Here is a 26,393-nt window from a genome sequence, read left to right as displayed (position 1 = left end):
TTGCTATAAAGAAGGGCGGCGTTTTTTCTTGCCGGTCTGTCAGGCGCCGAAACCACCGTCGATGGTCAGGCTGGCACCGGTGATGTAACCAGCTTCCGGCCCGGCCAGGTAGGCGACGAAGCTGGCGATTTCATCGGCGGTGCCGTAACGACCCACGGCCATCAGCGGGATCAGGCTGTCGGCGAATTCGCCATGGGCCGGGTTCATGTCGGTGTCGACCGGGCCAGGTTGCACGTTGTTGATGGTGATACCGCGTGGGCCGAGGTCGCGGGCCAGGCCTTTGGTCAGGCCGACCAGTGCCGACTTGCTCATCGCGTACACGCCGCCACCGCCGAAGGGCATGCGGTCGGCGTTGGTGCTGCCGATGTTGATGATCCGCGAGCCTTCGCCCATGTGTTTCGCCGCTTCCTGCGAAGCAATGAACACGCTGCGCACGTTGATGGCCAAAGTCTGATCGAAATCTTCGAGTTTGAAATCTTCCAGCGGCGCGATAGCCAGCACGCCGGCGTTGTTGACCAGAATGTCCAGCCGGCCAAACGCTTCGACGGTGGCGCTGACGGCGTGGCGAATCGCGCTGGCATCGGCGCTGTCAGCCTTGATCGCCAGGGCTTTGCCGCCGTTGCCAGTGATGCTGTTCTGCAGTTCTTCAGCTTTGGCGGCGGAGCTGACGTAGGTGAAAGCGACAGCGGCGCCTTCAGCGGCCAGACGTTTGACGATGGCTGCGCCGATGCCGCGCGAACCGCCTTGAATCAGAGCGACTTTGCCGCTGAGGTGTTGAGTGGTCATGTTCGATCTCCAAGTGTTCAAGGCGGAATGCCTTGGTGTTGGTACCGAGTATCGGCGTGGCATCGACAACCGGGTAGACCATGATTGCTATAGTCTGTGTAAACCAGAAGTTTATAGTGGCGATCATGGAAACGTTCAGCAGTATCGAATGCTTTGTGCGCAGCGCCGAAGTTGGCAGCTTTGCCGAAGCCGCGCGACGTTTGAGCCTGACCCCGGCGGCGGTCGGCAAGAGCGTGGCGAAACTGGAGGCGCGGCTCGGCGTGCGGCTGTTCCAGCGTAGTACACGCAGCCTGACCCTGACCGAAGCGGGGCAGCTGTTTTTGAGTGAAGTCAGCGCCAGCCTGACCACCATCCAGAATGCCGTGGCCAATCTGGCCAGTGCCGGAGGACAACCCGCCGGCACGCTGAAAGTCAGCATGGGTACGGTGTTCGGCCGTCTATATATCGTGCCGCTGCTCGGTGAGTTTCTGCGGCGTTATCCGGCGATCAACCCGGACTGGCATTTCGATAACCGCCAAGTCGATCTGATCGGGCAGGGCTTCGACGCGGCGATTGGCGGCGGCTTTGAACTGCCGCAAGGCGTGGTTGCGCGCAGGCTGGCACCGGCGCACCGGGTACTCGTGGCATCGCAGGATTATCTGCAAAAACGTGCGCCGATCAGCCATCCCGATGACCTCAGGCAACACGACGGCATTCTGATTCGCTCACCGCAGACCGGGCGCGTGCGTTCCTGGCAACTGACTCACCGCGATCAGCAACACAGTCCGCTGACGTTGCGGGCGCGGATGACCATGAGTGATTCCGAGGCTGCCTGTGCAACCGCGATGCAAGGTCTGGGGATCGCATTGGTGAGCATGCCGTTTGCGGAGCCGTATCTTCAGGCGGGGACACTGCAGCGAGTGCTGCCGGACTGGTTTGTCGATGACGGCAACATTTCGATCTATTACGCCGAGCACAAATTGTTGCCGGGCAAGACCCGGGCGTTTGTGGATTTCGTGATTGAACAGTTTGCTGAGCGGGCACTGGGGCGTCGGTTCAGTGCTATTTGAGTAGGGCTTGGGACCGAGTCGTTTTCATTCGCGAGCAGGCTCGCTCCCACAGGGAGACGCGGTGCAAATGTGGGAGCGAGCCTGCTCGCGAAAAGGGCAACTCGGTTTCGAATGGGTAACTCAGCGAGCAAAGCGCTCCGCCCAACCAACAATATTCTTCGGCCGTGGCGTGGCATACGTGCGCACCTTCGACGTCGACAACTTCAAACGCACCAGCGACTCGGCAATCGTCACCGCCGCTGTCACGCCATCCACCACCGGCACGCCGGTGCGCCGGCGGATCTGCTCGTCCAGCCCGGCCATGCCGCCGCAGCCCAGGCAAATCACCTCGGCCTTGTCCTGGGTCACCGCCAGTTCGGCCTGCTGCACGATCGCTTCCAGTGCGCGCTGCGGTTCGTGTTCCAGCTCCAGAACCGCCAGACCACTGGCGCGCACTGAGGCACAGCGATCCCACAGACCGGACAATTTCAGTCGATCCTCGATCAGCGGCACGGTGCGATCCAGCGTGGTCACCACCGAGTAGGCATGGCCGAGGAACATCGCGGTGCTGGCCGCCGCATCGGTGATGTCCACCACTGGCACGTTGAGCAATTCCTGCAAGCCTTCGCGGCCATGTTCGCCGTAGCCGGCCTGGATCACCGCATCGAATGGTTGGTCGTAGGCCATCACTCGGTCCATCACGGCGATGGCGGCCAGGTAGCTTTCGAAATTGCCTTCAATCGATTCGGCACCGAAGTACGGCGTCAGGCCGACGATTTCGGTACCGGGTGAAGCGACGGCCTGCGCCGAGCGGGCGATGGCGTCGGTGATGGATTCGGTGGTGTTGACGTTGACCACGAGAATACGCATGGAAAAATCCTTATTGCGGGCAGTGGTGCGGCCCGAAAACCGGGCCGCGAAGGGATCAGTGGCTGACGTTATCCACAGCGATGCATTCGCCGCTGACGTCGGCGTAATGGGTCTGGCGCTTGGCGATGATCAGGTAAAGCATGCCGGCGATGCCGGCACCGATCAGCCAGGAGAACGGCGAAACGCTGTGGAAGCCGGGCACCAGCGCAAGGACAATGGCGATCAGCGCTGCAGGAATAAACGCCGCCACCGCGCGGAAATTGATGCCACGGCTGTAGTAATAAGCGCCGTTGGGGTCTTCGCTGTAGAGCTGCGGCACGTTGATCCGGCCTTTGCGGATCAGCCAGTAGTCGACCATGATCACCCCGTACAGCGGGCCGAGCAGGGCGCCGAGGCCCGACAGGAAATACACGATCACCAGCGGGCTGTTGTAGAGGTTCCACGGCAGGATCAGTACAGCGATGGTCGCGCTGATCAACCCGGCGCGGCGGAAGGTCAGGTACTTCGGCGCCAGGTTGCTGAGGACGAACGCCGGGGCGACGAAGTTGGCCATGATGTTCACCGCGACGGTGACGATCAGAAAAGCCAGGCAGCCGAGCACCAGGAAGAACGTGTTGGGGATCGAAGCGATGATTTCGGTCGGGCTTTCGATGATTCGCCCGTTGATCTGGAACTGCGCGCCACACAGCAACACGGTAATCGCGGCGAATACCAGAATGTTCACCGGCAAGCCCCAGAAATTTCCCACCTTGATGGTTTTGCGGCACGGCGAAGAACGGGCGAAATCGCAGAAGTTGAGGATCAGCGTGCCGTAAATCGCCAGCCACAACGCGCCGCCGGCAAAGATGTTGCGCCACATCTCGCCACCGGTCAGCGGCTCGCGGATCGACCAGGCAATGGTCGCGTTGGCCTGGAAGTACATCCACCCGGCGAGCGCGGCTACGGTCAGCAGAATCACCGGCCCGGCAAATGCCTCGTAACGGCGCACCATCTCCATGCCGTAGGCAAGGATCGCCAGTTGTACCAGCCAGATGGCAACGAAGCACACCCAGCCCAGAGTCGACAGGCCGAGAATCGAGTTGTGATCGTATTCAGCGAATCCCGGATGCACGGCAGTCAGCAAGACGCGGAATACCACTGAGGCGAGATACGTCTGAATACCGAACCAGGCGATGGCGATAACCGCCCTGATCAATGCAGGGATTTGCGCACCGTGGATGCCGAAACTGATCCGGCTGATCACCGGAAACGGCACCCCGGTTTTCTGCCCCATGTACCCGGACAGGTTCATGAAGAAGTACACCAGCGCCGCGCCAATCCCCAGCGACAACAGAATCTGCCAGCCGCCTAGGCCCAACGCATACAGGCCGATGGCGAACGAGTAGTTGGCGATGTTGTGCACGTCGTTCGTCCACAGGGCGAAGATGCTGTACTGGCCCCAACGCCGGCCTTCGGCTTTGGTCGGCGCCAGATCGCTGTTGTGCAGACGCGGGCTCAGTTGCAGCGGCTCGCTCAGCCCGTCATCTGGCAACGGTTGATCGAGCGTGGAGGAGGGCAGATTCAGCGCGATGTTATTCGAAAGACTTGTACGCATTCCGGCAGGCTCCTGACGTTCGCCACCGCGATGACTGTGCATGAGCGCTCAGGCTCGACAAATCTTCGTCGCGACGGTGAAAACATCACTGGTTACGGGGCATCTGCAGCCTGTACGGGATAGGGCGCTTCAGGCTTGCGGATCGAAAGTGTGCATGTTTTGCAGTTTTGTATACAAAACATGTATGCGATAAAGCCAGATTTGTGCCAGATATGAATCTATGGGCAGCCACGCTCATTTCGAATAGTTATCGATGCAGCATAAGTCGCTGAAAAACCGGCGATATAAATTGATCGATTGGACAGGAATTTTTTTCAGGGGAGGGATTTTGCAGAGGGGCAAGCAGATGGGGATTCTGCTGGGGAGTGTAACTTTTCAGGGCGTCAGAACTGAAAGTGCACACATAAATGGCACTGATGGTGACAACCTTGTGTACACCTTTTGTGTGGCTGGCACATATCAATGTGGGAGCGAGCCTGCTCGCGAATGCGGTGGATCAGGCAACTGAAACGTTGACTGGAACTGCGCTTTCGCGAGCAGGCTCGCTCCCACAGGGGAACTCATTTCAGCAAATGATCAAACCTTGCTTTTGCTGATGATATTCCCGGCATGCAGCCCGCATTCTTTCTGCGTGGCTTCTTCCCACCACCAGCGGCCTTCGCGCTCGTGCTGGTTCGGCAGCACCGGGCGGGTGCAGGGTTCGCAGCCGATGCTGATGAAACCGCGCTCGTGCAGGCTGTTGTACGGCAGTTCGAGCATGCGGATGTAGCCCCAGATCTCCTCGCTGGTCATCTGCGCCAGCGGGTTGAACTTGTACAGGGTGCGTTCCGGTGTCGAGAAAGCTGTGTCGATTTCCAGCACCGCCACAGCGCTGCGGGTGCCCGGGCTCTGATCGCGGCGCTGGCCGGTGGCCCAGGCTTTGACGTCGGACAGCTTACGGCGCAGCGGCTCGATCTTGCGGATGCCGCAGCATTCGCCGTGGCCATCTTTATAGAAGCTGAACAGGCCTTTTTCCTTCACGAACGGTTCGAGTTTCGTGTAGTCCGGCGAGACAATTTCAATATCGATCTTGTAATGCTCGCGCACCTGCTCGATGAAACGGTAGGTCTCCGGATGCAGGCGGCCGGTGTCGAGGCTGAACACTTTGACGCTCTTGTTCAGCTTCCACGCCATGTCCACCAACACCACGTCCTCGGCGCCGCTGAAAGATATCCACAAGTCATCGCCGAACTCGGCGAAGGCGAGCTTGAGGATGTCCTGGGCGGATTTGTTGGCATAGGTCGTGGCGAGTTCCACGACGTCGAACGTTGGGCTCATCAGGGCGGCTTCCTACAGGTCAATGGCGCTCGGGCGCTCTATAGGGGGCCGATGGTAACAAAAAGCTGCCGCGCCCGGGGCGTCCTCTGCGTTGCGCGCGTCTGGTGCAGACGCTAGAGTTCGGCCTCGCTCGACTCAATAATCACTACAAACGGGAGTGTCTTGTGGAAATTGCTTGCCTGGATCTTGAAGGGGTACTCGTACCGGAAATCTGGATCGCCTTCGCCGAAAAAACCGGAATCGACTCCCTCAAGGCCACCACCCGGGACATTCCCGATTACGACGTATTGATGAAGCAGCGTTTGCGCATCCTCGACGAGCACGGCCTCAAGCTCTCGGATATTCAGGAAGTGATCGCCACGCTCAAACCGCTGGACGGCGCGGTGGAGTTCGTCAACTGGCTGCGCGAGCGCTTTCAGGTGGTGATTCTCTCGGACACCTTTTATGAGTTTTCACAGCCACTGATGCGCCAGCTGGGCTTCCCGACTCTGCTTTGCCATCGCTTGATCACTGACGAAAGCGGGCGGGTGACGGGCTATCAACTGCGCCAGAAAGATCCCAAGCGTCAGTCGGTGCTGGCGTTCAAGAGCCTGTACTACCGGGTGATCGCGGCGGGTGATTCATACAACGACACGACCATGCTCGGCGAGGCGGACGCGGGGATTCTGTTTCATGCGCCGGACAACGTGATTCGCGAGTTTCCGCAGTTTCCGGCGGTGCATACGTTTGAAGAGCTGAAGCAGGAATTTCTCAAGGCCTCTAATAGAGAGTTGAGTTTGTAGTTGTCTGAAAGGATGCCTTCGCGAGCAGGCTCGCTCCCACATTTGGAATGCATTTCCCTGTGGGAGCGAGCCTGCTCGCGAAGCTTTTAAGTTTTTAGAGGTTTTGCAGGGTATCGAGCAGGATCCGCACTTTGGTCATCGACTCCTGATATTCCGCCTGCCAGTCCGAATCGGCGACGATCCCGCCGCCGCCCCAGCAGCACACCTGGCCATCCTTGACCAACAGACTGCGAATAGCGATGGAGCTGTCCATCTCACCGCGCACGTCCAGGTACAGCAACGATCCGCAATACAAACCGCGCCGGGTCGGCTCCAGCTCGTCGATGATCTGCATCGCCCGTATCTTCGGTGCGCCGGTGATCGAGCCGCCGGGGAAACTGCCGGCGATCAGGTCCAGCGCATCACGATCCGCCGCCAGTTCACCGGTCACGCTGCTGACCAGATGATGCACATTCGGATAGCTCTCCAGACTGAATAGCTCCGGCACCCGCACCGAGCCGATGCGGCAGGTGCGCCCGAGGTCGTTGCGCAGCAGGTCGACGATCATCAGGTTTTCCGCGCGATCCTTGGGGCTGGCCAGCAGTTCGGCGGCGTTGGCAGCGTCTTCGGCTGGAGTCAGGCCGCGTGGGCGAGTGCCTTTGATCGGTCTGGTTTCGACTTGGCGCTGGCTGACTCTGACGAAACGTTCCGGTGACAGGCTCAGCACCGCGCCGCCGTCGGGCAGGCTCTGGAACCCTGAGAACGGCGTCGGGCAGGCTTGGCGCAATGCGCAGTAAGCCAGCCACGGATCGCCCTGGCACTCAGCACGAAAACGTTGCGCAAAGTTGACCTGATAGCAGTCGCCGGCCTGGATATAGTCCTGAATGCGTTCGAACGCCCGACGGTAATCGTCGGCCGAAATATCAGCGGCCATCGGGGCACTCAGTTTGAAGGGAGCCAGCGCGTCAACTTGCGGCTGAGTGAACAGCGCGACCAATCGCTGCCGTTCACTGTCGACAAGCGAAGGATGAAAGACCAGTTGGCTGGTTTGCCCGTGGTGATCGCTGATCAGCGCCCAGTCGTACAAGCCAAAACGCGCATCGGGCAGTTGCAGGTCATCCAGTGCCTGACTCGGCAGGTTTTCCAGATGCCGGCCGAAGTCGTAGCTCAAATAACCGATCAGTCCGCCGGCGAACGGCAATTCGGATCCGGCAGGCAACTGCGCTCCGCCCAAGCGGCTGAGGTTGTCACGCAGGCGCTGGAGGAAATGCGCGCCGCTCTCGTCCGGCAACACCGCCAGTTGTTCCAGCGGCCAAGCGCTGAGCAAGTCATAACGGCCGCGTTCAGCGCTCGGCCGGCCGCTGTCGAGCAGCACGGCGCCGGGTGCGTTGCGAATGGCCGCGAAATAGTCGGCCGGATTGGCGCGGTAGGGTAGTGGGTGTACGGAGCAGGTCAGCATGGGCGGGGCAGATCGGCCGTTGAGGCGGGGTGGGGATTGTAGTCCTCTGCGGGAATTGCTCCTAGAGGGGATGTCGGCGATTGGCAGATGGGCGGCAGGCTTGAGGCTCGTGTTGGCAGCAAGTCCGCTTTCGCGAGCAGGCTCGCTCCCACAGGGGATTGCATTCCAATGTGGGAGCGAGCCTGCTCGCGAAGGCCGCGACTCGATTCTGGATCAGCCCTCGACCGCAGGAATATGCCCAAACATCTCCTGGGTAAACGCCACCCGCTCTTCAACCGATTCCTTTACGCCCCGCGCCTTCAGCTCTTCCAGCCGCGCTTCAACCGCGTGGGTACGCAAGGTCAGGCCGCAATCGTTGGCAATCTGAATGTTCAGCCCCGGCCGCGCATTCAGCTCGAGGATCAGCGGGCCTTTTTCCTGATCGAGCACCATGTCCACGCCGATATAACCCAGCCCGCACAGTTCATAGCAGCCGGCGGCGAGTTTCATGAAACCGTCCCAGTAGGGCAGTTGCACGCCGTCCACCGCGTTGGTGGTGTCGGGGTGTTTGGTGATGATGTTGTTCAGCCAGGTGCCGCGCAACGTAAGGCCGGTGGCGAGATCGACGCCGACGCCAATGGCGCCCTGGTGCAGGTTGGCCTTGCCGCCGGACTGACGGGTCGGCAGACGCAACATCGCCATCACCGGGTAACCCATCAGCACGATGATGCGGATGTCCGGCACGCCTTCGTAGCTGATGCTTTTGAAGATCTGATCCGGGGTCACGCGGTATTCGATCAGTGCGCGGTCGCGGTGGCCGCCCAGCGAATACAGGCCGGTGAGAATGCTGGAGATGTGATGTTCCAGCTCCTCGTGGGCGAGGATCTTGCCCGACACCGTGCGATAGCGGCCTTCGAAACGGTCGGCGATGACGATGATGCCGTCGCCACCCGCGCCCTGTGCCGGTTTGATCACGAAGTCGCTGCGCCCGCCGATGATCTCGTCGAGCTTGTCGATTTCCTTCTCGGTGGAGATCACCCCGTACAGCTCCGGCACGTGAATGCCGGCGGCGATGGCGCGTTCCTTGGTGAGGATCTTGTCATCGACGATCGGGTACAGGCTGCGCTTGTTGTACTTGAGCACGTAGTCCGCGTTTCGGCGGTTGATGCCCATGATGCCGCGCGCCTCGAGGGCCTTCCACGTCTTCCAGAAACCGAACATCAGACGTCAGCCTTCTTCAGGAAGGCCTTGAAACGTACCAGTTCGGTCAGGCGGTAGCCGCGATAGCGACCCATCGCCAGCATGAAACCGACCAGAATCAGCAGGATCGCCGGGAAGGTAAACACGAAGTACACCAGCTCCGGCACGGTCATGATCAGGTGCGCGAGGGAGGCAGCGAACAGCGTGCCGATCGCGACTTTCAGCGCATGGTTGGCGCCGCGTTCTTCCCAGGTGATCGACAGACGTTCGATGGTCATGGTCAGAATCACCATCGGGAACAGCGCCACCGACAAGCCACGCTCAAGCCCCAGCTTGTGGCTGAACAGACTGATCGCCGCAATCAACACCACCACGAACGTCAGCACCACCGACAGGCGCGGCAGCATTTGCAGCTTCAGATGTTCGAGATACGAGCGCAGCGACAGGCCCAGCGCGGTGATCACTGTGAACAGCAGGATGCCGAAGCCCAGCTGCGTTTCGCGGAAGGCGAGGGCGATCAGCACCGGGGTGAATGTGCCCAGGGTCTGCAGGCCGACCAGGTTGCGCAGGATCAGGATCACCAGCACGCCGATCGGGATCATCACCATGATCATGAAGGTCTGCTGGGTCTGCAGCGGCAAGCCGTACAGCGAGTAATCGAGGAAGTTGGCGTCAGTGTTTTCGTCGGTCAGCTTGGCCAGACGAATCGCGTTCATCTCGCTGTTGTTCAGGCTGAAAGTCACGTTGGCTTTCTTGCCGCCGTCGACGGTGATCAGGTTTTCGTCACCGGTCCACCACAGCAGGCGGTCGGTCGGCAGGCCTTGCTCACCGGTTTCCGGGTTGAAGTACAGCCAGTCGTTGCCGTTGAAGCTGCGCAGCCACAGTTCGGGAGTCTGAGGCTGATCGGCGACGAGGCGGATGGTGTGGACTTTTTCTACCGGAACGTGGGCAATCGACAGCAGCAGTTCGACGATCTTGGCTTTGTGCGAAGTCGACGGATCGCCGGCCAGCAGCAATTTGACGTTGTCGTCATTCACGTTGTTGACGCGCTTGATCGCCTCGCCAATAAAGGTTTCGACGTCGGCCGAATGTTGGCGGATCGGCGCGAGCAGGGCTTCGGCGGCGATTTTTTCCGGGCCTTCGATGACCATGCTGTCACGGAAGGTCGGGCCTTTGACCTTGGATTTTTCCGCGGTGTAGCGCTTGGTAAGCACCAGACGGTAATACAGCGTCTGGTTACCCTTGGCGCGACGGGCCGACCAGGTCACCTTGCGGTTGCCGTCGATGCGGTTCACCGCGACGCCGTAGTTATTGGAGATGAAGCTTTCGTTGAGGCTCACGTAATCGCGGCTCAACGGCGGCACGAACATCTGGATCTTCACCGGATCTTTGGTGCTGGCGACGAACTCGACCTTGGCGTCGATGTTCCACAGGTCGTCGGTGGCGTCTTCGGTCACCGGGATGCCGAGCACGAAAATCTGATAGGCCGTAACCGAAACGCCCAGCAGCACCAGCACGGCGATCAGGATTTTCAGGTGGAAGGTTAGAGAACGCATGGAAATTACTCGGCGGTATGAGCGGCGATGGTGCAGGCAGGTTTGCCGGCAGCGTATTTAAGACTGGGGTCGACCAGCGCGTCGAAGCGTTTCAGCGCCTCGGAGCCGATCAAAAGCGGGTATTGGAACGCACTTCGGTCGGTGAGGTTCACTTCGATGCTGCGCAATGCCGAACCCATGCAGATATCCAGCTCGATCACCGGACGGGCGGTGTACTGCTTGCCTTCTTCCGGATCGTAGTCGCCGGCGCGGCGCTTGATCTTGCTGACCCGCGCCAGCGGCCGTTCGATGGGGTGCGAATGCGCGGTGTCGATGGCCAGGTAGAAGCGTACCCAGGATTCACCGTTGCGTTTGAAGCGTTTGATGTCGCGGGCACTCAGCGAGGCGGTTTTCGCCCCGGTATCGAGTTTGGCCGCAACTTCGAGATTGATGCCGTCAAGCGAAGCGTATTCGTTGAGGCCGTACACGGTTTTTTCCCCCGCGGCGGCGAGGCCGGGCAGGCAAAACAGAGCAAAAAAGGTGGGGAAAGGCTTGAGTCTCATAAATCCTGGTGCGCAGCGTTCCGTTATCGGTTCAGGTGCCCGCACAACCGTGCGCAAGCCCCCGCGTGTGCCTGGCAGCTTTTTATGGCAAGCCGTACAAAGACCCGCAAATGCGGGCGGCATTCTAGCACGGTGGTTTTATGGCGCCAGCGCTTGCGCCGACCCATGAGCTGCAAGGGATGCCACTCTTGTGGGAGCGAGCCTGCTCGCGAAAGCGCTGTGTCATTCGATGCAGAAGCCGGCGGATGTGCCGCCTTCGCGGGCAGGCTCGCTCCCACATTAATAGATGATCGATTGGCTGCGCTTATTAGACGATTGTCGACAATACCTATTTATCCTTTGACTGATGCGGTCTTATTGGCTAGTTTTTGCCGCATTGGATTTTAAGGTGTCGACAATCATGCTGGATCAACTCGATCCCCCGGTCATCAGTGGTGACGACTCCGAGACGCTGTCGGAAAACGTCTTCCGCCGCATCCAGGCGGCTATCGTCAAAGGCGAGATCGCCCCGGGCAGCAAGATCTCCGAGCCGGAACTGGCGCGTACTTATGGCATCAGTCGGGGTCCGCTGCGTGAGGCGATCCATCGTCTGGAAGGGCAGCGCCTGCTGGTGCGTGTGCCGCACGTCGGTGCGCGAGTGGTCTCGCTCAGCCATGCCGAATTGATCGAACTCTACGAAATCCGTGAATCTCTCGAAGGCATGGCCTGCCGCCTCGCTGCCGAGCGCATGAGCGTCGAGGAAATCGACGAACTGCGCCGGGTGCTGGAAACCCACGAGCGCGATGCGGCGTTTCAGGCCGGCGTCGGTTATTACCAGCAGGAAGGCGATTTCGACTTTCATTACCGGATCATCCAGGGCAGCGGCAATCGCACGCTGACGCAGATGCTCTGCGGCGAGCTGTATCAACTGGTGCGCATGTACCGCATCCAGTTTTCCACCACTCCGAATCGCCCGCACCAGGCCTTCGCCGAACACCACCGCATTCTCGATGCCATCGCCGACCGTGACGGCGAGCTCGCGGAATTGTTGATGCGCCGCCACATCGGCGCCTCGAAACGCAACATCGCCCGTCACTACGAGGACGGCGCCCACAACAAGACAGCCACTGAACGAGGTGATGCATGACTTCCAACCTGAACACGCCGGGCCAGCGCTTCCGCGATGCGGTCGCCAGCGAGCATCCTTTGCAAGTGGTCGGCGCGATCAACGCCAACCACGCGCTGCTGGCCAAGCGCGCCGGTTTCAAGGCGATCTACCTGTCCGGTGGCGGTGTAGCCGCAGGTTCTCTGGGCGTGCCGGACCTGGGCATCACCGGGCTGGACGACGTGCTCACCGACGTACGCCGCATCACCGATGTCTGCGACCTGCCGCTGCTGGTGGACGTGGATACCGGGTTCGGCTCGTCGGCCTTCAACGTCGCGCGCACCGTCAAGTCGATGATCAAGTTCGGCGCGGCGGCGATTCACATCGAGGACCAGGTTGGCGCCAAGCGCTGCGGCCATCGCCCGAATAAAGAAATCGTCAGTCAGCAGGAAATGGTCGATCGCATCAAAGCCGCGGTCGATGCCCGTACCGATGACAGCTTCGTGATCATGGCGCGTACCGACGCACTGGCGGTGGAAGGTCTGGAATCGGCACTTGATCGCGCGGCAGCGTGCATCGAAGCCGGCGCTGACATGATCTTCCCGGAAGCGATTACCGAACTGGACATGTACAAGCTGTTCGCCAATCGTGTGAAAGCACCGATCCTGGCCAACATCACCGAGTTCGGCGCAACGCCGCTGTACACCACCGAACAACTGGCCGGCGCCGACGTCTCGCTGGTGCTGTATCCGCTGTCGGCATTCCGCGCGATGAATAAGGCGGCGGAAAACGTCTACACGGCGATCCGCCGCGATGGCACGCAACAGAATGTCATCGACACCATGCAGACTCGCATGGAGCTCTACGATCGTATCGATTACCACACGTTCGAGCAGAAGCTCGATGCGTTGTTTGCACAGAAGAAAGGCTGAACAAAACCCCACAAGTTTCCCCATACAAATTCAAGAAGATTGGAGAACACAATGGCCGAAGCAAAAGTACTCAGTGGCGCCGGGCTCCGTGGCCAGGTAGCCGGGCAAACCGCACTGTCCACCGTGGGCCAGGCCGGTGCCGGGCTGACCTATCGCGGCTACGACGTGCGTGAACTGGCCGCCGACGCGCAATTTGAAGAAGTCGCCTATCTGCTGCTGTACGGCGAACTGCCGACCAAAGCGCAACTGGCCGACTATCAAAGCAAACTGAGCAAGCTGCGCGACCTGCCGCAAGCGCTCAAGGAAGTGCTTGAGCGCATCCCGGCTGACGCGCATCCGATGGACGTCATGCGTACCGGTTGCTCATTCCTCGGCAACATCGAACCGGAGAAAGACTTCTCCGAACAGCGCGACAAGACCGACCGTCTGCTCGCCGCGTTCCCGGCGATCATGTGCTACTGGTATCGCTTCAGCCACGACGGCAAGCGCATCGACTGCGTCAGCGACGAGCCGACCATTGGCGGCCACTTCCTGCATTTGCTGCACGGCAAGAAACCGAGCGAACTGCACGTCAAAGTCATGAACGTGTCGCTGATCCTCTACGCCGAACACGAATTCAATGCCTCGACCTTCACCGCACGGGTTTGCGCTTCGACCTTGTCGGATCTGTACTCGTGCGTGACGGCGGCGATCGGCTCGCTGCGTGGCCCGTTGCACGGCGGCGCCAACGAAGCGGCGATGGAAATGATCGAGCGCTTCTCGTCGCCGGAAGAGGCGATCAAAGGCACCCTCGGCATGCTCGAGCGCAAGGACAAGATCATGGGCTTCGGCCACGCGATCTATAAGGACAGCGACCCGCGCAACGAGGTGATCAAGGGCTGGGCGAAAAAACTCGCGGACGAGGTCGGCGACAAGGTGCTGTTCCCGGTTTCCGAGGCCATCGACAAGACCATGTGGGAGCAGAAGAAACTGTTCCCGAATGCCGACTTCTATCACGCCTCGGCTTACCACTTCATGGGCATCCCGACCAAGCTGTTCACGCCGATCTTCGTCTGCTCGCGCCTGACCGGCTGGGCCGCGCACGTGTTCGAACAACGCGCCAACAACCGCATCATCCGCCCAAGCGCCGAATACACCGGCGTCGAACAGCGCAAGTTCGTGCCAATCGAACGTCGCTGAAATGGTGGGCTGACCCGGAACCAGAGAACACCGCTAGACCCTGTGGGAGCGAGCCTGCTCGCGAAGACGGACTGACATTCAACATTGATGTCGACTGATATACCGCTTTCGCGAGCAGGCTCGCTCCCACAGTGGACGGTGTGTAACTCAGGTTTCTGGCCCACCCTTTGAAACCACCGTGACCCGAGTCCTGACCCGATGAACACAGAATTCCGCAAGAACCTGCCCGGCACGCCGCTGGATTACTTCGACACCCGCGCGGCGGTCGAGGCGATTGCGCCTGGCAGCTACGACACCCTGCCGTACACCTCCCGCGTGCTGGCGGAAAACCTTGTGCGTCGCTGCGACCCGGCCACGCTGACCGACTCGCTCAAGCAACTGATCGAACGCAAGCGCGACCTCGATTTTCCGTGGTTCCCGGCGCGGGTGGTGTGCCATGACATCCTCGGCCAGACCGCGCTGGTCGACCTCGCTGGCCTGCGCGATGCCATCGCTTTGCAGGGCGGCGACCCGGCGCAGGTCAATCCGGTGGTGCCGACGCAATTGATCGTCGACCACTCGCTGGCCGTCGAGGCGGGCGGTTTCGATGCCCAGGCCTTCGAAAAGAACCGCGCCATCGAAGACCGCCGCAACGAAGACCGTTTCCACTTCATCAACTGGACCAAAAAGGCCTTCAAGAACGTCGATGTGATCCCGCCGGGCAACGGCATCATGCACCAGATCAACCTAGAGAAAATGTCCCCGGTGATTCAGGTGCGCGAAGGCGTGGCGTTCCCCGACACTTGCGTCGGCACCGACAGCCACACGCCGCACGTCGATGCGCTCGGTGTGATTGCCATCGGCGTCGGCGGTCTCGAAGCCGAGAGCGTGATGCTCGGCCGTGCGTCGTGGATGCGTCTGCCGGAAAGCGTTGGCGTCGAACTGACCGGCAAGCTGCAACCGGGCATCACCGCTACCGACATGGTCCTGGCTTTGACCGAGTACCTGCGTAAACAGAAAGTCGTCGGCGCGTGGCTGGAATTCTTCGGTGAAGGTGCAGCAGCGCTGACCCTCGGCGACCGCGCGACCATTTCCAACATGGCCCCGGAATACGGCGCCACGGCGGCGATGTTCTACATCGATCAGCAGACCATCGATTACCTGAAACTGACCGGTCGTGAAGATCAGCAAGTGCAACTGGTCGAGCAATACGCCAAGTTGACCGGCCTGTGGGCTGACAGCCTGAAAGGCGCGCAGTACGAGCGCGGCCTGACCTTCGATTTGTCCTCGGTGGTGCGCAACATGGCCGGCCCGAGCAACCCGCACGCCCGCGTCGCGGTGTCCGATCTGGCAGCCAAAGGCATCTCCGGCCAGTGGGATGACGTGCCGGGGCAAATGCCCGACGGCGCGGTGATCATCGCCGCCATCACCAGTTGCACCAACACCAGCAACCCGCGCAACGTCATCGCCGCTGGCCTGTTGGCGCGCAATGCCAACAAGCTCGGCCTGACGCGCAAGCCATGGGTCAAATCCTCGCTGGCGCCGGGCTCGAAAACCGTGGCGCTGTACCTCGATGAGGCGGGGCTGACCACTGAACTTGAACAGCTCGGTTTCGGCGTCGTGGCGTTTGCCTGCACCACTTGCAACGGCATGTCCGGCGCCCTCGATCCGCTGATCCAGCATGAGATCATCGACCGCGATCTTTATGCGACCGCCGTGCTGTCCGGCAACCGCAACTTCGACGGCCGCATTCACCCGTATGCCAAACAGGCATTCCTTGCTTCGCCGCCGCTGGTGGTTGCCTATGCGATCGCCGGGACCATCCGTTTCGATATCGAGAAGGATGTGCTGGGCGTGGTCGATGGCCGAGAAATCCGCCTCAAGGACATCTGGCCGAGCGACGAAGAAATCGATGCGGTGGTGAAGTCCTCGGTCAAGCCTGAGCAGTTCCGTCAGGTCTACATTCCGATGTTCGCCGTGCATGAAGACACCGGGCCGAAAGTCGCGCCGTTGTACGACTGGCGCGAGATGAGCACCTACATCCGCCGTCCGCCGTACTGGGAAGGCGCGCTGGCCGGCGCTCGTCCGCTGAAGGGCATGCGCCCATTGGCGGTGCTGCCGGACAACATCACTACTGATCACCTGTCGCCGTCGAACGCAATCATGCTCGACAGCGCCGCCGGCGAATACCTGGCAAAAATGGGCCTGCCGGAAGAGGACTTCAACTCCTACGCCACCCACCGTGGCGACCACCTGACTGCCCAGCGCGCGACCTTCGCCAACCCGAAGCTGTTCAACGAAATGGTCGTGGAAAACGGCAAGGTCAAGCAGGGTTCGCTGGCGCGTGTCGAGCCGGAAGGCCAGGTCATGCGCATGTGGGAAGCCATCGAAACCTACATGCAGCGCAAGCAGCCGCTGATCATCATCGCTGGCGCTGACTACGGTCAGGGTTCGTCCCGCGACTGGGCGGCGAAAGGCGTGCGCCTGGCCGGCGTCGAGGCGATTGCCGCTGAAGGGTTCGAGCGCATTCACCGCACCAACCTGGTGGGCATGGGCGTGTTGCCGCTGGAATTCAAACCCGGCACCAACCGCCACACCCTGGCCATTGATGGCAGCGAAACCTACGACGTGATCGGCGAACGCAAGCCGCGTGCGGATCTGACGCTGGTGATTCATCGCAAGAATGGCGAGCGCGTCGAAGTGCCGGTGACCTGCCGTCTCGATACCGCTGAAGAAGTGTCGATCTACGAGGCCGGCGGCGTGTTGCAGCGCTTTGCTCAGGACTTCCTCGAAGGATCGGCGGTCGCCGTTTAAATCAACGTGTGGGCATGGGATTTCAAGTCCCATGCCTTCGGTAAGGAGCACCATGGCTCACGCACCACAAATCAGAATCGCTGCCACCTACATGCGCGGCGGCACCAGCAAAGGCGTGTTCTTCAGCCTCACCGATCTGCCCCAAGCAGCGCAGGTTCCAGGCCCGGCGCGCGACGCTTTGTTGCTGCGAGTGATCGGCAGCCCCGATCCCTACGACAAGCAGATCGACGGCATGGGCGGCGCAACGTCGAGCACCAGCAAAACCGTGATCCTGTCGAAAAGCGCCCGCGCCGATCACGACGTCGATTACCTGTTCGGCCAGGTGTCGATCGACAAGCCGTTCGTCGACTGGAGCGGCAACTGCGGCAACCTCTCGGCGGCGGTCGGTTCGTTCGCCATCAGCAACGGTCTGGTCGACGCCAGCCGCATTCCGCACAACGGCGTGGCGGTGGTGCGCGTGTGGCAGGCCAACATCGGCAAGACCATCATCGCCCACGTGCCGATCACCAACGGCGAAGTGCAGGAAACCGGTGATTTCGAACTCGACGGCGTGACCTTTCCGGCGGCCGAAGTGCAGGTCGAATTCATGGATCCGGCGGCGGAAGAAGAGGGCGGCGGTGGCTCGATGTTCCCCACCGGCAATCTGGTCGATGAGCTTGAGGTCCCGGGTGTCGGCACGTTCAAGGCGACCATGATCAATGCCGGGATCCCGACGATTTTCGTCAACGCCGAAGACATCGGTTACACCGGCACCGAACTCCAGGGCGCGATCAACGGCGATCCAAAAGCGCTGCTGATGTTCGAGACGATTCGTGCTTACGGTGCGTTGCGCATGGGCCTGATCGCCAATCTGGAAGAAGCCGCCAAGCGGCAGCACACGCCGAAAGTCGCATTCGTCGCCAAGCCAGCGGATTACGTAGCGTCGAGTGGTAAAGCGATTGCGGCCAGTGACGTCGATCTGCTGGTGCGCGCGTTGTCGATGGGCAAACTGCACCACGCGATGATGGGCACGGCAGCAGTGGCGATCGGCACGGCGGCGGCTATTTCCGGCACGTTGGTGAATCTTGCTGCCGGCGGCGTCGAGCGCAATGCCGTGCGCTTTGGACATCCGTCCGGGACGTTGCGCGTGGGCGCTGAAGCGACACTGGAGAACGGCGAATGGGTGGTGAAGAAAGCCATCATGAGCCGCAGTGCGCGGGTGCTCATGGAAGGCTATGTCCGCGTGCCCGGCGATTGCTTTTAAGCAACAGCAATATCCTTGTGGGAGCGAGCCTGCTCGCGAAAGCGATGCATCAGACATGCAAATGTTGACTGACGCTCAGCCTTCGCGAGCAGGCTCGCTCCCACAGTGGATTGCATTTCAATCATAAGAAATCGTTAGCCCTGAACCGAGGTCCCATCAACGAACCACTTTACGAGTGAATCGAACATGAGCGCCAACGTCGACCTGAACAACCGTCCCGATTACGACGCAGTCCTGCAGGACATCGCCGACTACGTCCTCACCTTCAAGCCTGAATCCGCCGAGGCGCTGAACACCGCGCGCAACTGCCTGATCGACACGCTGGGCTGCGGTCTGCTGGCCCTGCGTTTCCCCGAATGCACGAAACACCTCGGCCCGATCGTAGAGGGCACGGCGGTGCCGTTCGGCGCACGAGTGCCGGGCACCCGTTACCGCCTCGATCCGGTCAAGGCCGCGTGGGACATCGGCTGTATCGTCCGTTGGCTCGATTACAACGACACCTGGCTTGCCGCCGAATGGGGCCATCCATCGGACAACCTCGGCGCCATCCTCGCCGTTGCCGATCACCTGTCACAGAAACGCGTCGCCCACGGTGAGGCGCCGCTGACGGTTCGTGATGTGCTGGAAGCAATGATCATGGCCCACGAGATTCAAGGCGTGATCGCTCTGGAAAACTCCTTCAACCGGGTTGGACTCGACCACGTCATTCTGGTGAAAGTCGCCTCGACCGCCGTCAGCGCCAGACTGATGGGCGCCAATCGCGAGCAGATGCTGTCGGCGCTGTCCCATGCCTTCGCCGACGGTCAGGCGCTGCGTACCTATCGCCATGCGCCGAACGCTGGCTCGCGCAAATCTTGGGCGGCAGGGGATGCGGCGAGTCGCGGCGTGCGCCTGGCCGACATCGCCATGCGCGGTGAGATGGGCATTCCCGGCGTTTTGAGCGCGAAGCAGTGGGGCTTCTATGACGTTTCGTTCAGCCACACCAACAACGATCTGGCGCTGAAACCCGCGGACAAACGCGCTTTCAGCTTTTCCCGGCCGTTCGGCAGTTACGTGATGGAAAACGTGCTGTTCAAGATCAGTTTCCCCGCCGAATTCCATGCGCAGACGGCGTGCGAGGCGGCGGTGACCTTGCATCCGCAGGTGCGCAATCGCCTGCACGAGATCGACCGCATCGTCATCACCACCCATGAATCGGCGATCCGCATCATTTCCAAGGTCGGCCCGCTGGCCAATGCCGCCGACCGCGACCACTGCCTGCAGTACATGACCGCCGTGCCGCTGGCATTCGGCAATCTGGTGGCGGAGCACTACGAAGACGACTTCCACAAGGCGCATCCGATCATCGATGTGCTGTGCGAAAAAATGCTCATCGTTGAAGAACCGCGCTTCACCCGCGAATACCTTGAGCCTGACAAACGCTCGATTGCCAACGCCGTGCAGGTGTTTTTCAAGGATGGCAGCAGCACCGACAACGTGCTGGTGGAGTACCCGATCGGCCATCGCCGCCGCCGCGCCGAAGGTATTCCGTTGCTGGAGGACAAGTTCAAGGCCAATCTGGCCACGCGGTTTGCCGGGCAGCGTTGCGCGGAGATTTTTGCGCTGTGCGAGGATCAGGCGCGGCTGGAAGCCACAGCGGTGAATCGATTCATCGACCTGTTTGTGATCTGACGGACCGCGTTATCGTTCTTCGCGGGCAAGCCCGCTCCCACAGGGAATGGTGATGAACACAGAAATTGTGAACGCCTTCAGAACCTGTGGGAGCGGGCTTGCCCGCGATAGCGTCAGATCAGGCACCGCAAACCTACTTGAACCGCCGCTCAACCCCTTTTTCCACCAGGATCTTCGCCGAAATCTCCTCGACCGAAAAATGCGTGGAATTGATGTGCGGAATGTTCTCGCGGCGGAACAGGTTTTCCACTTCGCGCACTTCGAATTCGCACTGGGCGTAGCTCGAGTAGCGGCTGTTGGGCTTGCGCTCGTTGCGGATCGCAGTGAGGCGGTCGGGGTCGATGGTCAGGCCGAACAGCTTGTGCTGATGAGCGCGCAGGGCCGTCGGCAGGGTCAGGCGCTCCATGTCGTCTTCGGTCAGCGGATAGTTGGCCGCGCGGATGCCGAACTGCATGGCCATGTACAGACACGTCGGCGTTTTGCCGCATCGCGACACGCCCACTAGTATCAGATCGGCTTTGTCGTAATAGTGAGTGCGCGCGCCGTCATCGTTGTCGAGGGCGAAGTTCACCGCCTCGATGCGCTCCATGTAATTGGAGTTGTGTCCGATGGAATGGGATTTGCCGACGGTGTAGGAAGAATGCTCGGTAAGCTCCTGTTCGAGCGGCGCGAGGAAGGTCGAGAAAATGTCGATCATGAAACCATTGGACGTTGCGAGAATCTCACGGATGTCCTGATTGACGATGGTGTCGAAGATGATCGGCCGAAAGCCGTCGGTTTCAGCGGCTTTGTTGATTTGTTGTACCATGGCCCGCGCTTTTTCCACGCTGTCGATGTAGGGCCGCGTGAATTTGCTGAAGGTAATGTTTTCGAACTGCGCCAACAGGCTTTGACCCAGGGTTTCGGCGGTAATGCCGGTGCCATCGGAGATGAAGAAAGCAGATCGTTTCATTTGCACCTTGGGCCTTAAGCTAGTAACGAATCTTGGATATGATAGGCGCGATTTGCCGGCCGCCATTGGCCCGCATTCTCACTTATTTTCCAGGTCCAGGCCATACAACCGGCCAAGGCTCCCCCGGGCCGCCGGTTTCTGAGCTTTTCCAACACAGTTAGTGGAGAGATCACCTTGGTAGAGTACGTAGTTTCCCTCGATAAGCTCGGCAAACACGATGTTGAGCATGTGGGGGGCAAGAACGCATCCCTGGGCGAGATGATCAGTAACCTGGCAGGCGCCGGTGTTTCGGTCCCCGGCGGCTTCGCCACGACGGCTCAGGCCTATCGTGACTTCCTCGAACTGAGCGGCCTGAACGAGCAGATCCACAAGGCCCTCGACGCGCTCGACGTCGACGACGTCAATGCGCTGGCCAAGACCGGCGCGCAGATCCGCCAATGGATCATGGACGCCGAATTCCCTGAAAAGCTCAACACCGAGATCCGCACCGCGTTCGCCGCGCTGTCCGCCGGCAACCCTGACGTGGCCGTGGCCGTGCGTTCTTCCGCCACCGCCGAAGACCTGCCGGACGCCTCGTTCGCCGGTCAGCAGGAAACCTTCCTGAACATCCGTGGTGTGGAAAACGTAATCCGCGCCGCCAAAGAGGTGTTCGCTTCGCTGTTCAACGACCGTGCGATTTCCTACCGCGTGCACCAGGGCTTCGACCACAAACTGGTCGCCCTGTCGGCTGGCGTGCAGCGCATGGTGCGTTCGGAAACCGGCACCGCCGGCGTGATGTTCACCCTCGATACCGAATCGGGTTTCCGTGACGTGGTGTTCATCACCGGCGCTTACGGCCTGGGTGAAACCGTCGTACAAGGCGCGGTCAACCCGGATGAGTTCTACGTACACAAAGGCACGCTGGAGGCCGGTCGTCCGGCGATCCTGCGTCGCAACCTGGGCAGCAAAGCCATCAAGATGATCTACGGCGACGAGGCCAAGGCCGGTCGTTCGGTCAAGACTGTCGATGTCGACAAGGCCGAGCGCGCGCGTTTCTGCCTGACCGACGCCGAAGTCAGTGAGCTGGCCAAGCAGGCGATGATCATCGAGAAGCACTACGGCTGCCCGATGGACATCGAGTGGGCCAAGGACGGTGACGACGGCAAGCTGTACATCGTTCAGGCGCGTCCGGAAACCGTGAAAAGCCGCACCCAGGCCAACGTCATGGAACGTTACCTGCTGAAAGAGACCGGCACCGTGCTGGTGGAAGGTCGGGCGATCGGCCAGCGCATCGGCGCCGGCAAAGTACGCATCATCAAAGACGTCTCGGAAATGGACAAAGTCCAGCCGGGCGACGTGCTGGTTTCCGACATGACCGACCCGGACTGGGAACCAGTGATGAAGCGCGCCAGCGCCATCGTCACCAACCGTGGCGGGCGTACCTGCCACGCGGCGATCATCGCCCGTGAGCTGGGTATCCCGGCGGTGGTCGGTTGCGGCAACGCCACCCAGCTGCTGAAGGATGGCCAGGGCGTGACCGTATCCTGCGCCGAAGGCGACACCGGTTACATCTTCGAAGGCGAACTGGGCTTCGACATCAAGAAGAACTCCGTCGACGCCATGCCGGAGCTGCCGTTCAAGATCATGATGAACGTCGGCAACCCGGACCGCGCCTTCGACTTCGCGCAATTGCCGAACGCCGGCGTTGGTCTGGCGCGTCTGGAATTCATCATCAACCGCATGATCGGCGTGCACCCGAAAGCGCTGTTGAACTACGACGGCCTGCCGCAGGAAATCAAGGACAGCGTCGACAAGCGTATTGCCGGTTACAGCGACCCTGTCGACTTTTACGTCGACAAACTGGTGGAAGGCATCAGCACCCTGGCTGCAGCGTTCACGCCGAAAAAAGTCATCGTGCGTCTGTCGGACTTCAAGTCCAACGAATACGCCAACCTGATCGGCGGCAAGCTCTACGAGCCGGAAGAAGAAAACCCGATGCTGGGCTTCCGTGGCGCTTCGCGTTACATCAGCGAATCGTTCCGCGACTGCTTCGAACTCGAATGCCGCGCGCTGAAACGTGTGCGCAACGAGATGGGCCTGACCAACGTGGAAATCATGGTGCCGTTCGTCCGTACGCTCGGCGAAGCCAGCCAGGTGGTCGATCTGCTCGCCGAGAACGGCTTGAAGCGCGGCGAGAACGGTCTGCGCGTGATCATGATGTGCGAACTGCCATCCAACGCGATTCTGGCTGAGGAATTCCTCGAATTCTTCGACGGCTTCTCGATCGGCTCCAACGACCTGACCCAGCTCACTTTGGGTCTGGACCGTGACTCCGGGATCATCGCGCACTTGTTCGACGAGCGGAATCCAGCGGTGAAGAAGCTGTTGGCCAACGCCATTCAGGCCTGCAACAAGGCCGGCAAGTACATCGGCATCTGCGGTCAGGGTCCTTCCGACCACCCGGATCTGGCCAAGTGGCTGATGGAACAGGGCATCGAAAGCGTGTCGCTGAACCCGGACACCGTGCTGGAAACCTGGTTCTTCCTCGCCGAAGGTCAGGCTTGATCAGTATGTAATTGGCCCGCACCCCATGTGGGAGCGGGCCTGCTCGCGAAGACGCAGCAACATTCACCATGGATGTTGACTGATACACCGCTTTCGCGAGCAGGCTCGCTCTCACATGGGCCGGGCCTTGAGATTGAAGTAGGGCGGGCTCCATCGGAAGCCGCCCTTTTTTGTGCAAGAGCATTATGCAAAGCAGCAGCAACCTGTTTCCTGTCGCGCTGATCAGCGCCGAGCGGCGCGGCGATCTGAGCGAAGACGTCTATCGATTGAAACCCGGCAACAGCCCGGACTGGTCCGTGGAGATCGCCGTCACCCGTTTGGGCATGGCCGATGACACGGCGCCACGCGGCGTGCCGGTGATTCTGTTGCACGGCAGCTTTTCCAATCGGCGCTTCTGGTTTTCCCCCAAAGGCCTCGGGCTCGGCGCGTATCTGACCCGGCTGGGCTTCGACGTGTGGATTCCGGAAATGCGCGGTCACGGCCTCTCCCAGCGCAACGAAGACTATCGGCGCAACCGCGTGGCCGATTATGCCCGTTACGATCTGCCGGCGATTGCCGCGTTCGTGCGTGAGCAAAGTGGACAGATCCCGCACTGGATCGGCCATTCGCTCGGCGGCATCACCCTGGCGGCGGCGCTCGGTGGCGAATATCTCGGCGAACCGGCCGTGGCCTCGGCGGCGTTTTTCGGCACCCAGGTCAGCCGCACCTACTGGCCGTTGAAAATCCCACCGGTGGAGTGGGGCGGGCGCTTCATTCTCAAGCGTTTCGCGCAGTTGTCTGGCTCACGCCTCAAACGCGGTCCGGAAGACGAACCGATCGGCCTGGCCATCGAAAGCATGCGCTGGTACGGCTTGTTTGGCCGCTTCGGCGACAAGTATAAGGACTGGTGGGCCGGACTTGCCGAGGTGCAGGTGCCGGTGCTGGCGGTGACCGCAGCGGGGGATCATCAGGATCCAGCGTGGGCCTGCCGTAAGCTGTTCGAGCAGATCGGCTCAAAGTGCAAGCAGTTCATCAACCTGGGCCGCGAGCAGGGTTTCTCGGACAATTTCGGCCATGTCGAAATGTTGGTGAGCAAAGCAGCGCAGGCTGAAGTGTGGCCGCTGGTGGCGCGCTGGTTGAACGATCAGCAGACGCCGTTGCTGGCGCAGACGACGGATCTGGCCGCTGCGGTGTGAGGGGCGTTCCGTTCAGCCTGGCTTGCGGCTAAGATATGACGCATTGTGCGGTTCTGGTCATATTTCGTGACTATTTAGCGATAACGTTTCAGCCGCGGTTCAGGTTCGCTCAGCGACCATGGCATGGACTAAGGTAAACAGCGACCGCCGGAACTCGTCTCATCAGAATGCGGCATCCCTTGATCGTCTTCCTTGTTACAGGAGTTTTTCGATGGAACATTACCTTACGCCTGACCTGTGCGACGCCTACCCGGAGCTGGTGCAGGTGCTGGAACCGATGTTCAGCAATTTCGGCGGCCGGGATTCCTTCGGCGGCGAAATCGTGACCATCAAGTGCTTCGAAGACAATTCGCTGGTCAAGGAGCAGGCCGAACTCAACGGCAAAGGCAAAGTGCTGGTGGTTGATGGCGGCGGTTCGCTGCGCCGCGCCCTGCTGGGCGACATGATCGCCGCCAAGGCCGCGCAGAACGGTTGGGAAGGGCTGGTGATCTACGGTTGCATCCGTGACGTCGACGTCATTGCGCAGACCGATCTCGGCGTGCAGGCGCTGGCCAGCCATCCGATGAAAACCGACAAGCGCGGCATTGGCGACCTCAACGTCCCGGTGACTTTCGCCGGCGTGACGTTTCACCCAGGCCAGTACATTTATGCGGACAACAACGGCGTGATCGTTTCGCCGACTCCGCTGAAAATGCCTGAATAAGATTTTCGACAAGGGATGCGGATGTTCGAGGAAGAAAACGCGCAATGGGGGCTGGTGCATGCCCTGGTGCTGGACGGCAAGGGCGGTGCGCGTTCGATAGCCCGGACTGAGCTCGACGATTTGCAGCTGCAGGCCCATGAAAGCCTGTGGCTGCATTGGGATCGCAGCCATCCGCAGACCCGTACCTGGTTGCGCAAGTCCAGCGGGCTCAACGAATTCACCTGCGATCTGCTGCTGGAAGAGAATACCCGCCCGCGTCTGTTGCCATTGCCCGATTCCGAGCTGTTGCTGTTTCTGCGCGGGGTCAATCTCAACCCGGGCGCCGAGCCGGAAGACATGGTCTCGGTGCGGATTTTCGCCTCGGCTCAGCGGGTGATTTCCCTGCGTTTGCGCCCGTTGCGGGCTACGGATGAGTTGCTGGCGCTGCTGGGTGAGGGCAAAGGGCCGAAAACTTCCTCGGAATTGATGCTGTATCTGGCGCAGTTCCTCACCAATAAAGTGCAGGATCTGGTCACGTGCCTGTCGGAAGTGGTGGATGAAGAGGAAGAAAAACTCGACGCCGACGAACGGTATACCCCCGAGCATGGGGCCATTTTGCACATCCGCCGCAGAGCCGCTGGGCTGAAGCGTTTTCTCGCCCCACAGCGGGATATTTTCGGACAGCTGACGCGGATCAAACTGCCGTGGTTCGTCGAAGACGACGCCGACTACTGGAACGAATTGAACAACAGCCTGACCCGTTATCTGGAAGAGCTCGAATTGACCCGAGAGCGCGTGGGGCTTGTGCTGGAGGCCGAAGACCGGCGTTTGAGCGTGCACATGAATCGGACCATGTACCGCTTCGGCATTATTACCTGCATCTTCTTGCCGATGAGTTTCATCACCGGTCTGCTCGGCATCAATGTCGGTGGTATTCCGTTTGCTGAAAGCCCGTATGGTTTCCTGATTGCCTGCTTGACGGTACTCGCCCTGGCGTTCGGTCAGTGGTGGTTGTTCCGTCGATTGCGCTGGGTGTGAACATGGCG

21 protein-coding genes and 1 pseudogene are annotated in these 26,393 nt (G+C 60.6%); 12 read left to right on the top strand and 10 right to left on the bottom strand.

The annotated features are described in order from the left end of the window. Positions 1-39: 39 nt before the first annotated feature. Positions 40-786 (bottom strand): 3-oxoacyl-ACP reductase family protein, encoded by a 747-nt coding sequence (locus KVG87_RS13015; RefSeq protein WP_056784118.1) that lies wholly within the window; start codon positions 784-786, stop codon positions 40-42. 125 nt (positions 787-911) lie between these two features. Here KVG87_RS13015 and KVG87_RS13010 point away from each other — a divergent pair, with 125 nt between their 5' ends. Beyond that, positions 912-1,835: a LysR family transcriptional regulator gene (locus KVG87_RS13010; protein ID WP_217851023.1), complete on the top strand. Its 924-nt coding sequence runs from the start codon at positions 912-914 to the stop codon at positions 1,833-1,835. Positions 1,836-1,955: 120 nt separating this feature from the next. Here the strand turns inward: KVG87_RS13010 and KVG87_RS13005 are convergent, their stop codons facing one another. The 4 genes and pseudogenes from KVG87_RS13005 to KVG87_RS12995 all read right to left on the bottom strand — a co-directional run bounded on the left by KVG87_RS13005 (position 1,956) and on the right by KVG87_RS12995 (position 5,595). Next, complete coding sequence (locus KVG87_RS13005) at positions 1,956-2,684, bottom strand: aspartate/glutamate racemase family protein (RefSeq protein WP_073473949.1); 729 nt, start codon at positions 2,682-2,684, stop codon at positions 1,956-1,958. A 55-nt stretch (positions 2,685-2,739) separates the two neighbouring features. Next, positions 2,740-4,278, bottom strand: coding sequence for an NCS1 family nucleobase:cation symporter-1 (locus KVG87_RS13000; RefSeq protein ID WP_217851021.1), 1,539 nt, complete (start codon positions 4,276-4,278; stop codon positions 2,740-2,742). Between the two features lie 465 nt (positions 4,279-4,743). Continuing rightward, positions 4,744-4,842, bottom strand: a pseudogene (locus KVG87_RS26215) (metal ABC transporter ATP-binding protein); the annotation flags it as partial. 12 nt (positions 4,843-4,854) lie between these two features. Then, positions 4,855-5,595: a phosphoadenylyl-sulfate reductase gene (locus tag KVG87_RS12995; RefSeq protein WP_217851019.1), complete on the bottom strand. Its 741-nt coding sequence runs from the start codon at positions 5,593-5,595 to the stop codon at positions 4,855-4,857. 164 nt (positions 5,596-5,759) lie between these two features. Between KVG87_RS12995 and thrH the strand changes: the two genes are divergently transcribed. Beyond that, entirely contained in the window at positions 5,760-6,377 is a 618-nt protein-coding gene (gene thrH, locus KVG87_RS12990; protein ID WP_016773816.1) for a bifunctional phosphoserine phosphatase/homoserine phosphotransferase ThrH, read from the top strand. 94 nt (positions 6,378-6,471) lie between these two features. Here thrH and pabB read toward each other — a convergent pair whose 3' ends face one another. From pabB to rloA, 4 genes are all read right to left on the bottom strand, one after another. Continuing rightward, on the bottom strand, positions 6,472-7,815 hold the full coding sequence (gene pabB, locus KVG87_RS12985) for an aminodeoxychorismate synthase component I (protein ID WP_217851017.1): 1,344 nt from the start codon (positions 7,813-7,815) through the stop codon (positions 6,472-6,474). 213 nt (positions 7,816-8,028) lie between these two features. Continuing rightward, complete coding sequence (locus KVG87_RS12980) at positions 8,029-9,015, bottom strand: alpha-L-glutamate ligase-like protein (RefSeq protein ID WP_016773817.1); 987 nt, start codon at positions 9,013-9,015, stop codon at positions 8,029-8,031. Further along, positions 9,015-10,550, bottom strand: a complete 1,536-nt coding sequence (rloB, locus tag KVG87_RS12975) for an osmotic stress tolerance membrane protein RloB (RefSeq protein ID WP_125927626.1) — start codon at positions 10,548-10,550, stop codon at positions 9,015-9,017. Before rloB ends, KVG87_RS12980 begins: the two co-directional genes overlap by 1 nt. Positions 10,551-10,555: 5 nt before the next feature. Beyond that, positions 10,556-11,092 (bottom strand): retropepsin-like aspartic peptidase RloA, encoded by a 537-nt coding sequence (rloA, locus tag KVG87_RS12970; protein ID WP_041479149.1) that lies wholly within the window; start codon positions 11,090-11,092, stop codon positions 10,556-10,558. Positions 11,093-11,495: 403 nt separating this feature from the next. On the opposite strand from rloA, the gene KVG87_RS12965 reads away from it, so the two are divergent. From KVG87_RS12965 to prpD, 6 genes are all read left to right on the top strand, one after another. Next, a complete protein-coding gene (locus KVG87_RS12965; RefSeq protein ID WP_177180867.1) occupies positions 11,496-12,218 on the top strand; it encodes a GntR family transcriptional regulator in 723 nt (240 codons plus the stop codon). Next, positions 12,215-13,108, top strand: coding sequence for a methylisocitrate lyase (gene prpB, locus KVG87_RS12960; protein WP_024012298.1), 894 nt, complete (start codon positions 12,215-12,217; stop codon positions 13,106-13,108). Before KVG87_RS12965 ends, prpB begins: the two co-directional genes overlap by 4 nt. A gap of 51 nt (positions 13,109-13,159) precedes the next feature. After that, complete coding sequence (gene prpC, locus KVG87_RS12955; protein WP_217851015.1) at positions 13,160-14,287, top strand: bifunctional 2-methylcitrate synthase/citrate synthase; 1,128 nt, start codon at positions 13,160-13,162, stop codon at positions 14,285-14,287. A 198-nt stretch (positions 14,288-14,485) separates the two neighbouring features. Next, entirely contained in the window at positions 14,486-17,080 is a 2,595-nt protein-coding gene (gene acnD, locus KVG87_RS12950) for a Fe/S-dependent 2-methylisocitrate dehydratase AcnD (protein ID WP_217851013.1), read from the top strand. Positions 17,081-17,132: 52 nt separating this feature from the next. Beyond that, entirely contained in the window at positions 17,133-18,323 is a 1,191-nt protein-coding gene (gene prpF, locus KVG87_RS12945) for a 2-methylaconitate cis-trans isomerase PrpF (RefSeq protein WP_217851011.1), read from the top strand. A 186-nt stretch (positions 18,324-18,509) separates the two neighbouring features. After that, positions 18,510-19,994 carry a 2-methylcitrate dehydratase gene (gene prpD, locus KVG87_RS12940; protein WP_217851009.1) on the top strand — a complete coding sequence of 495 codons (1,485 nt, stop codon included), beginning with the start codon at positions 18,510-18,512 and terminating at the stop codon, positions 19,992-19,994. Positions 19,995-20,127: 133 nt separating this feature from the next. Here the strand turns inward: prpD and ppsR are convergent, their stop codons facing one another. Continuing rightward, complete coding sequence (ppsR, locus tag KVG87_RS12935) at positions 20,128-20,946, bottom strand: posphoenolpyruvate synthetase regulatory kinase/phosphorylase PpsR (RefSeq protein WP_016773826.1); 819 nt, start codon at positions 20,944-20,946, stop codon at positions 20,128-20,130. 174 nt (positions 20,947-21,120) lie between these two features. Between ppsR and ppsA the strand changes: the two genes are divergently transcribed. The 4 genes from ppsA (at position 21,121) to cmaX (ending at position 26,385) form a co-directional block, all read left to right on the top strand. Next, positions 21,121-23,490 carry a phosphoenolpyruvate synthase gene (gene ppsA, locus KVG87_RS12930; RefSeq protein ID WP_039762994.1) on the top strand — a complete coding sequence of 790 codons (2,370 nt, stop codon included), beginning with the start codon at positions 21,121-21,123 and terminating at the stop codon, positions 23,488-23,490. A 185-nt stretch (positions 23,491-23,675) separates the two neighbouring features. Continuing rightward, the gene (locus KVG87_RS12925; RefSeq protein WP_217851007.1) at positions 23,676-24,665 is read left to right on the top strand and encodes an alpha/beta fold hydrolase; all 990 of its coding nucleotides are present in this window, start codon (positions 23,676-23,678) and stop codon (positions 24,663-24,665) included. A 211-nt stretch (positions 24,666-24,876) separates the two neighbouring features. Then, complete coding sequence (gene rraA / locus KVG87_RS12920) at positions 24,877-25,368, top strand: ribonuclease E activity regulator RraA (RefSeq protein ID WP_039762996.1); 492 nt, start codon at positions 24,877-24,879, stop codon at positions 25,366-25,368. Between the two features lie 21 nt (positions 25,369-25,389). Beyond that, complete coding sequence (gene cmaX / locus KVG87_RS12915) at positions 25,390-26,385, top strand: divalent cation transporter CmaX (protein WP_065614908.1); 996 nt, start codon at positions 25,390-25,392, stop codon at positions 26,383-26,385. The last annotated feature ends 8 nt before the right edge of the window (positions 26,386-26,393 follow it).

Source organism: Pseudomonas siliginis, from assembly GCF_019145195.1.
GTDB classification, from domain to species: domain Bacteria; phylum Pseudomonadota; class Gammaproteobacteria; order Pseudomonadales; family Pseudomonadaceae; genus Aquipseudomonas; species Aquipseudomonas siliginis.
The sequence above is the reverse complement of the archived record's forward strand: the minus strand, read 5'-3'. Positions and strand labels throughout refer to the sequence as shown.

Coding starts and splice junctions, on each gene's coding strand:
- KVG87_RS13015 (WP_056784118.1), bottom strand. CDS start 786: ATGACCACTCAACACCTCAGCGGCAAAGTCGCTCTGATTCAAGGCGGT.
- KVG87_RS13010 (WP_217851023.1), top strand. CDS start 912: ATGGAAACGTTCAGCAGTATCGAATGCTTTGTGCGCAGCGCCGAAGTT.
- KVG87_RS13005 (WP_073473949.1), bottom strand. CDS start 2,684: ATGCGTATTCTCGTGGTCAACGTCAACACCACCGAATCCATCACCGAC.
- KVG87_RS13000 (WP_217851021.1), bottom strand. CDS start 4,278: ATGCGTACAAGTCTTTCGAATAACATCGCGCTGAATCTGCCCTCCTCC.
- KVG87_RS12995 (WP_217851019.1), bottom strand. CDS start 5,595: ATGAGCCCAACGTTCGACGTCGTGGAACTCGCCACGACCTATGCCAAC.
- pabB (WP_217851017.1), bottom strand. CDS start 7,815: ATGCTGACCTGCTCCGTACACCCACTACCCTACCGCGCCAATCCGGCC.
- KVG87_RS12980 (WP_016773817.1), bottom strand. CDS start 9,015: ATGTTCGGTTTCTGGAAGACGTGGAAGGCCCTCGAGGCGCGCGGCATC.
- rloB (WP_125927626.1), bottom strand. CDS start 10,550: ATGCGTTCTCTAACCTTCCACCTGAAAATCCTGATCGCCGTGCTGGTG.
- rloA (WP_041479149.1), bottom strand. CDS start 11,092: ATGAGACTCAAGCCTTTCCCCACCTTTTTTGCTCTGTTTTGCCTGCCC.
- prpB (WP_024012298.1), top strand. CDS start 12,215: ATGACTTCCAACCTGAACACGCCGGGCCAGCGCTTCCGCGATGCGGTC.
- prpC (WP_217851015.1), top strand. CDS start 13,160: ATGGCCGAAGCAAAAGTACTCAGTGGCGCCGGGCTCCGTGGCCAGGTA.
- acnD (WP_217851013.1), top strand. CDS start 14,486: ATGAACACAGAATTCCGCAAGAACCTGCCCGGCACGCCGCTGGATTAC.
- prpF (WP_217851011.1), top strand. CDS start 17,133: ATGGCTCACGCACCACAAATCAGAATCGCTGCCACCTACATGCGCGGC.
- prpD (WP_217851009.1), top strand. CDS start 18,510: ATGAGCGCCAACGTCGACCTGAACAACCGTCCCGATTACGACGCAGTC.
- ppsR (WP_016773826.1), bottom strand. CDS start 20,946: ATGAAACGATCTGCTTTCTTCATCTCCGATGGCACCGGCATTACCGCC.
- KVG87_RS12925 (WP_217851007.1), top strand. CDS start 23,676: ATGCAAAGCAGCAGCAACCTGTTTCCTGTCGCGCTGATCAGCGCCGAG.
- rraA (WP_039762996.1), top strand. CDS start 24,877: ATGGAACATTACCTTACGCCTGACCTGTGCGACGCCTACCCGGAGCTG.
- cmaX (WP_065614908.1), top strand. CDS start 25,390: ATGTTCGAGGAAGAAAACGCGCAATGGGGGCTGGTGCATGCCCTGGTG.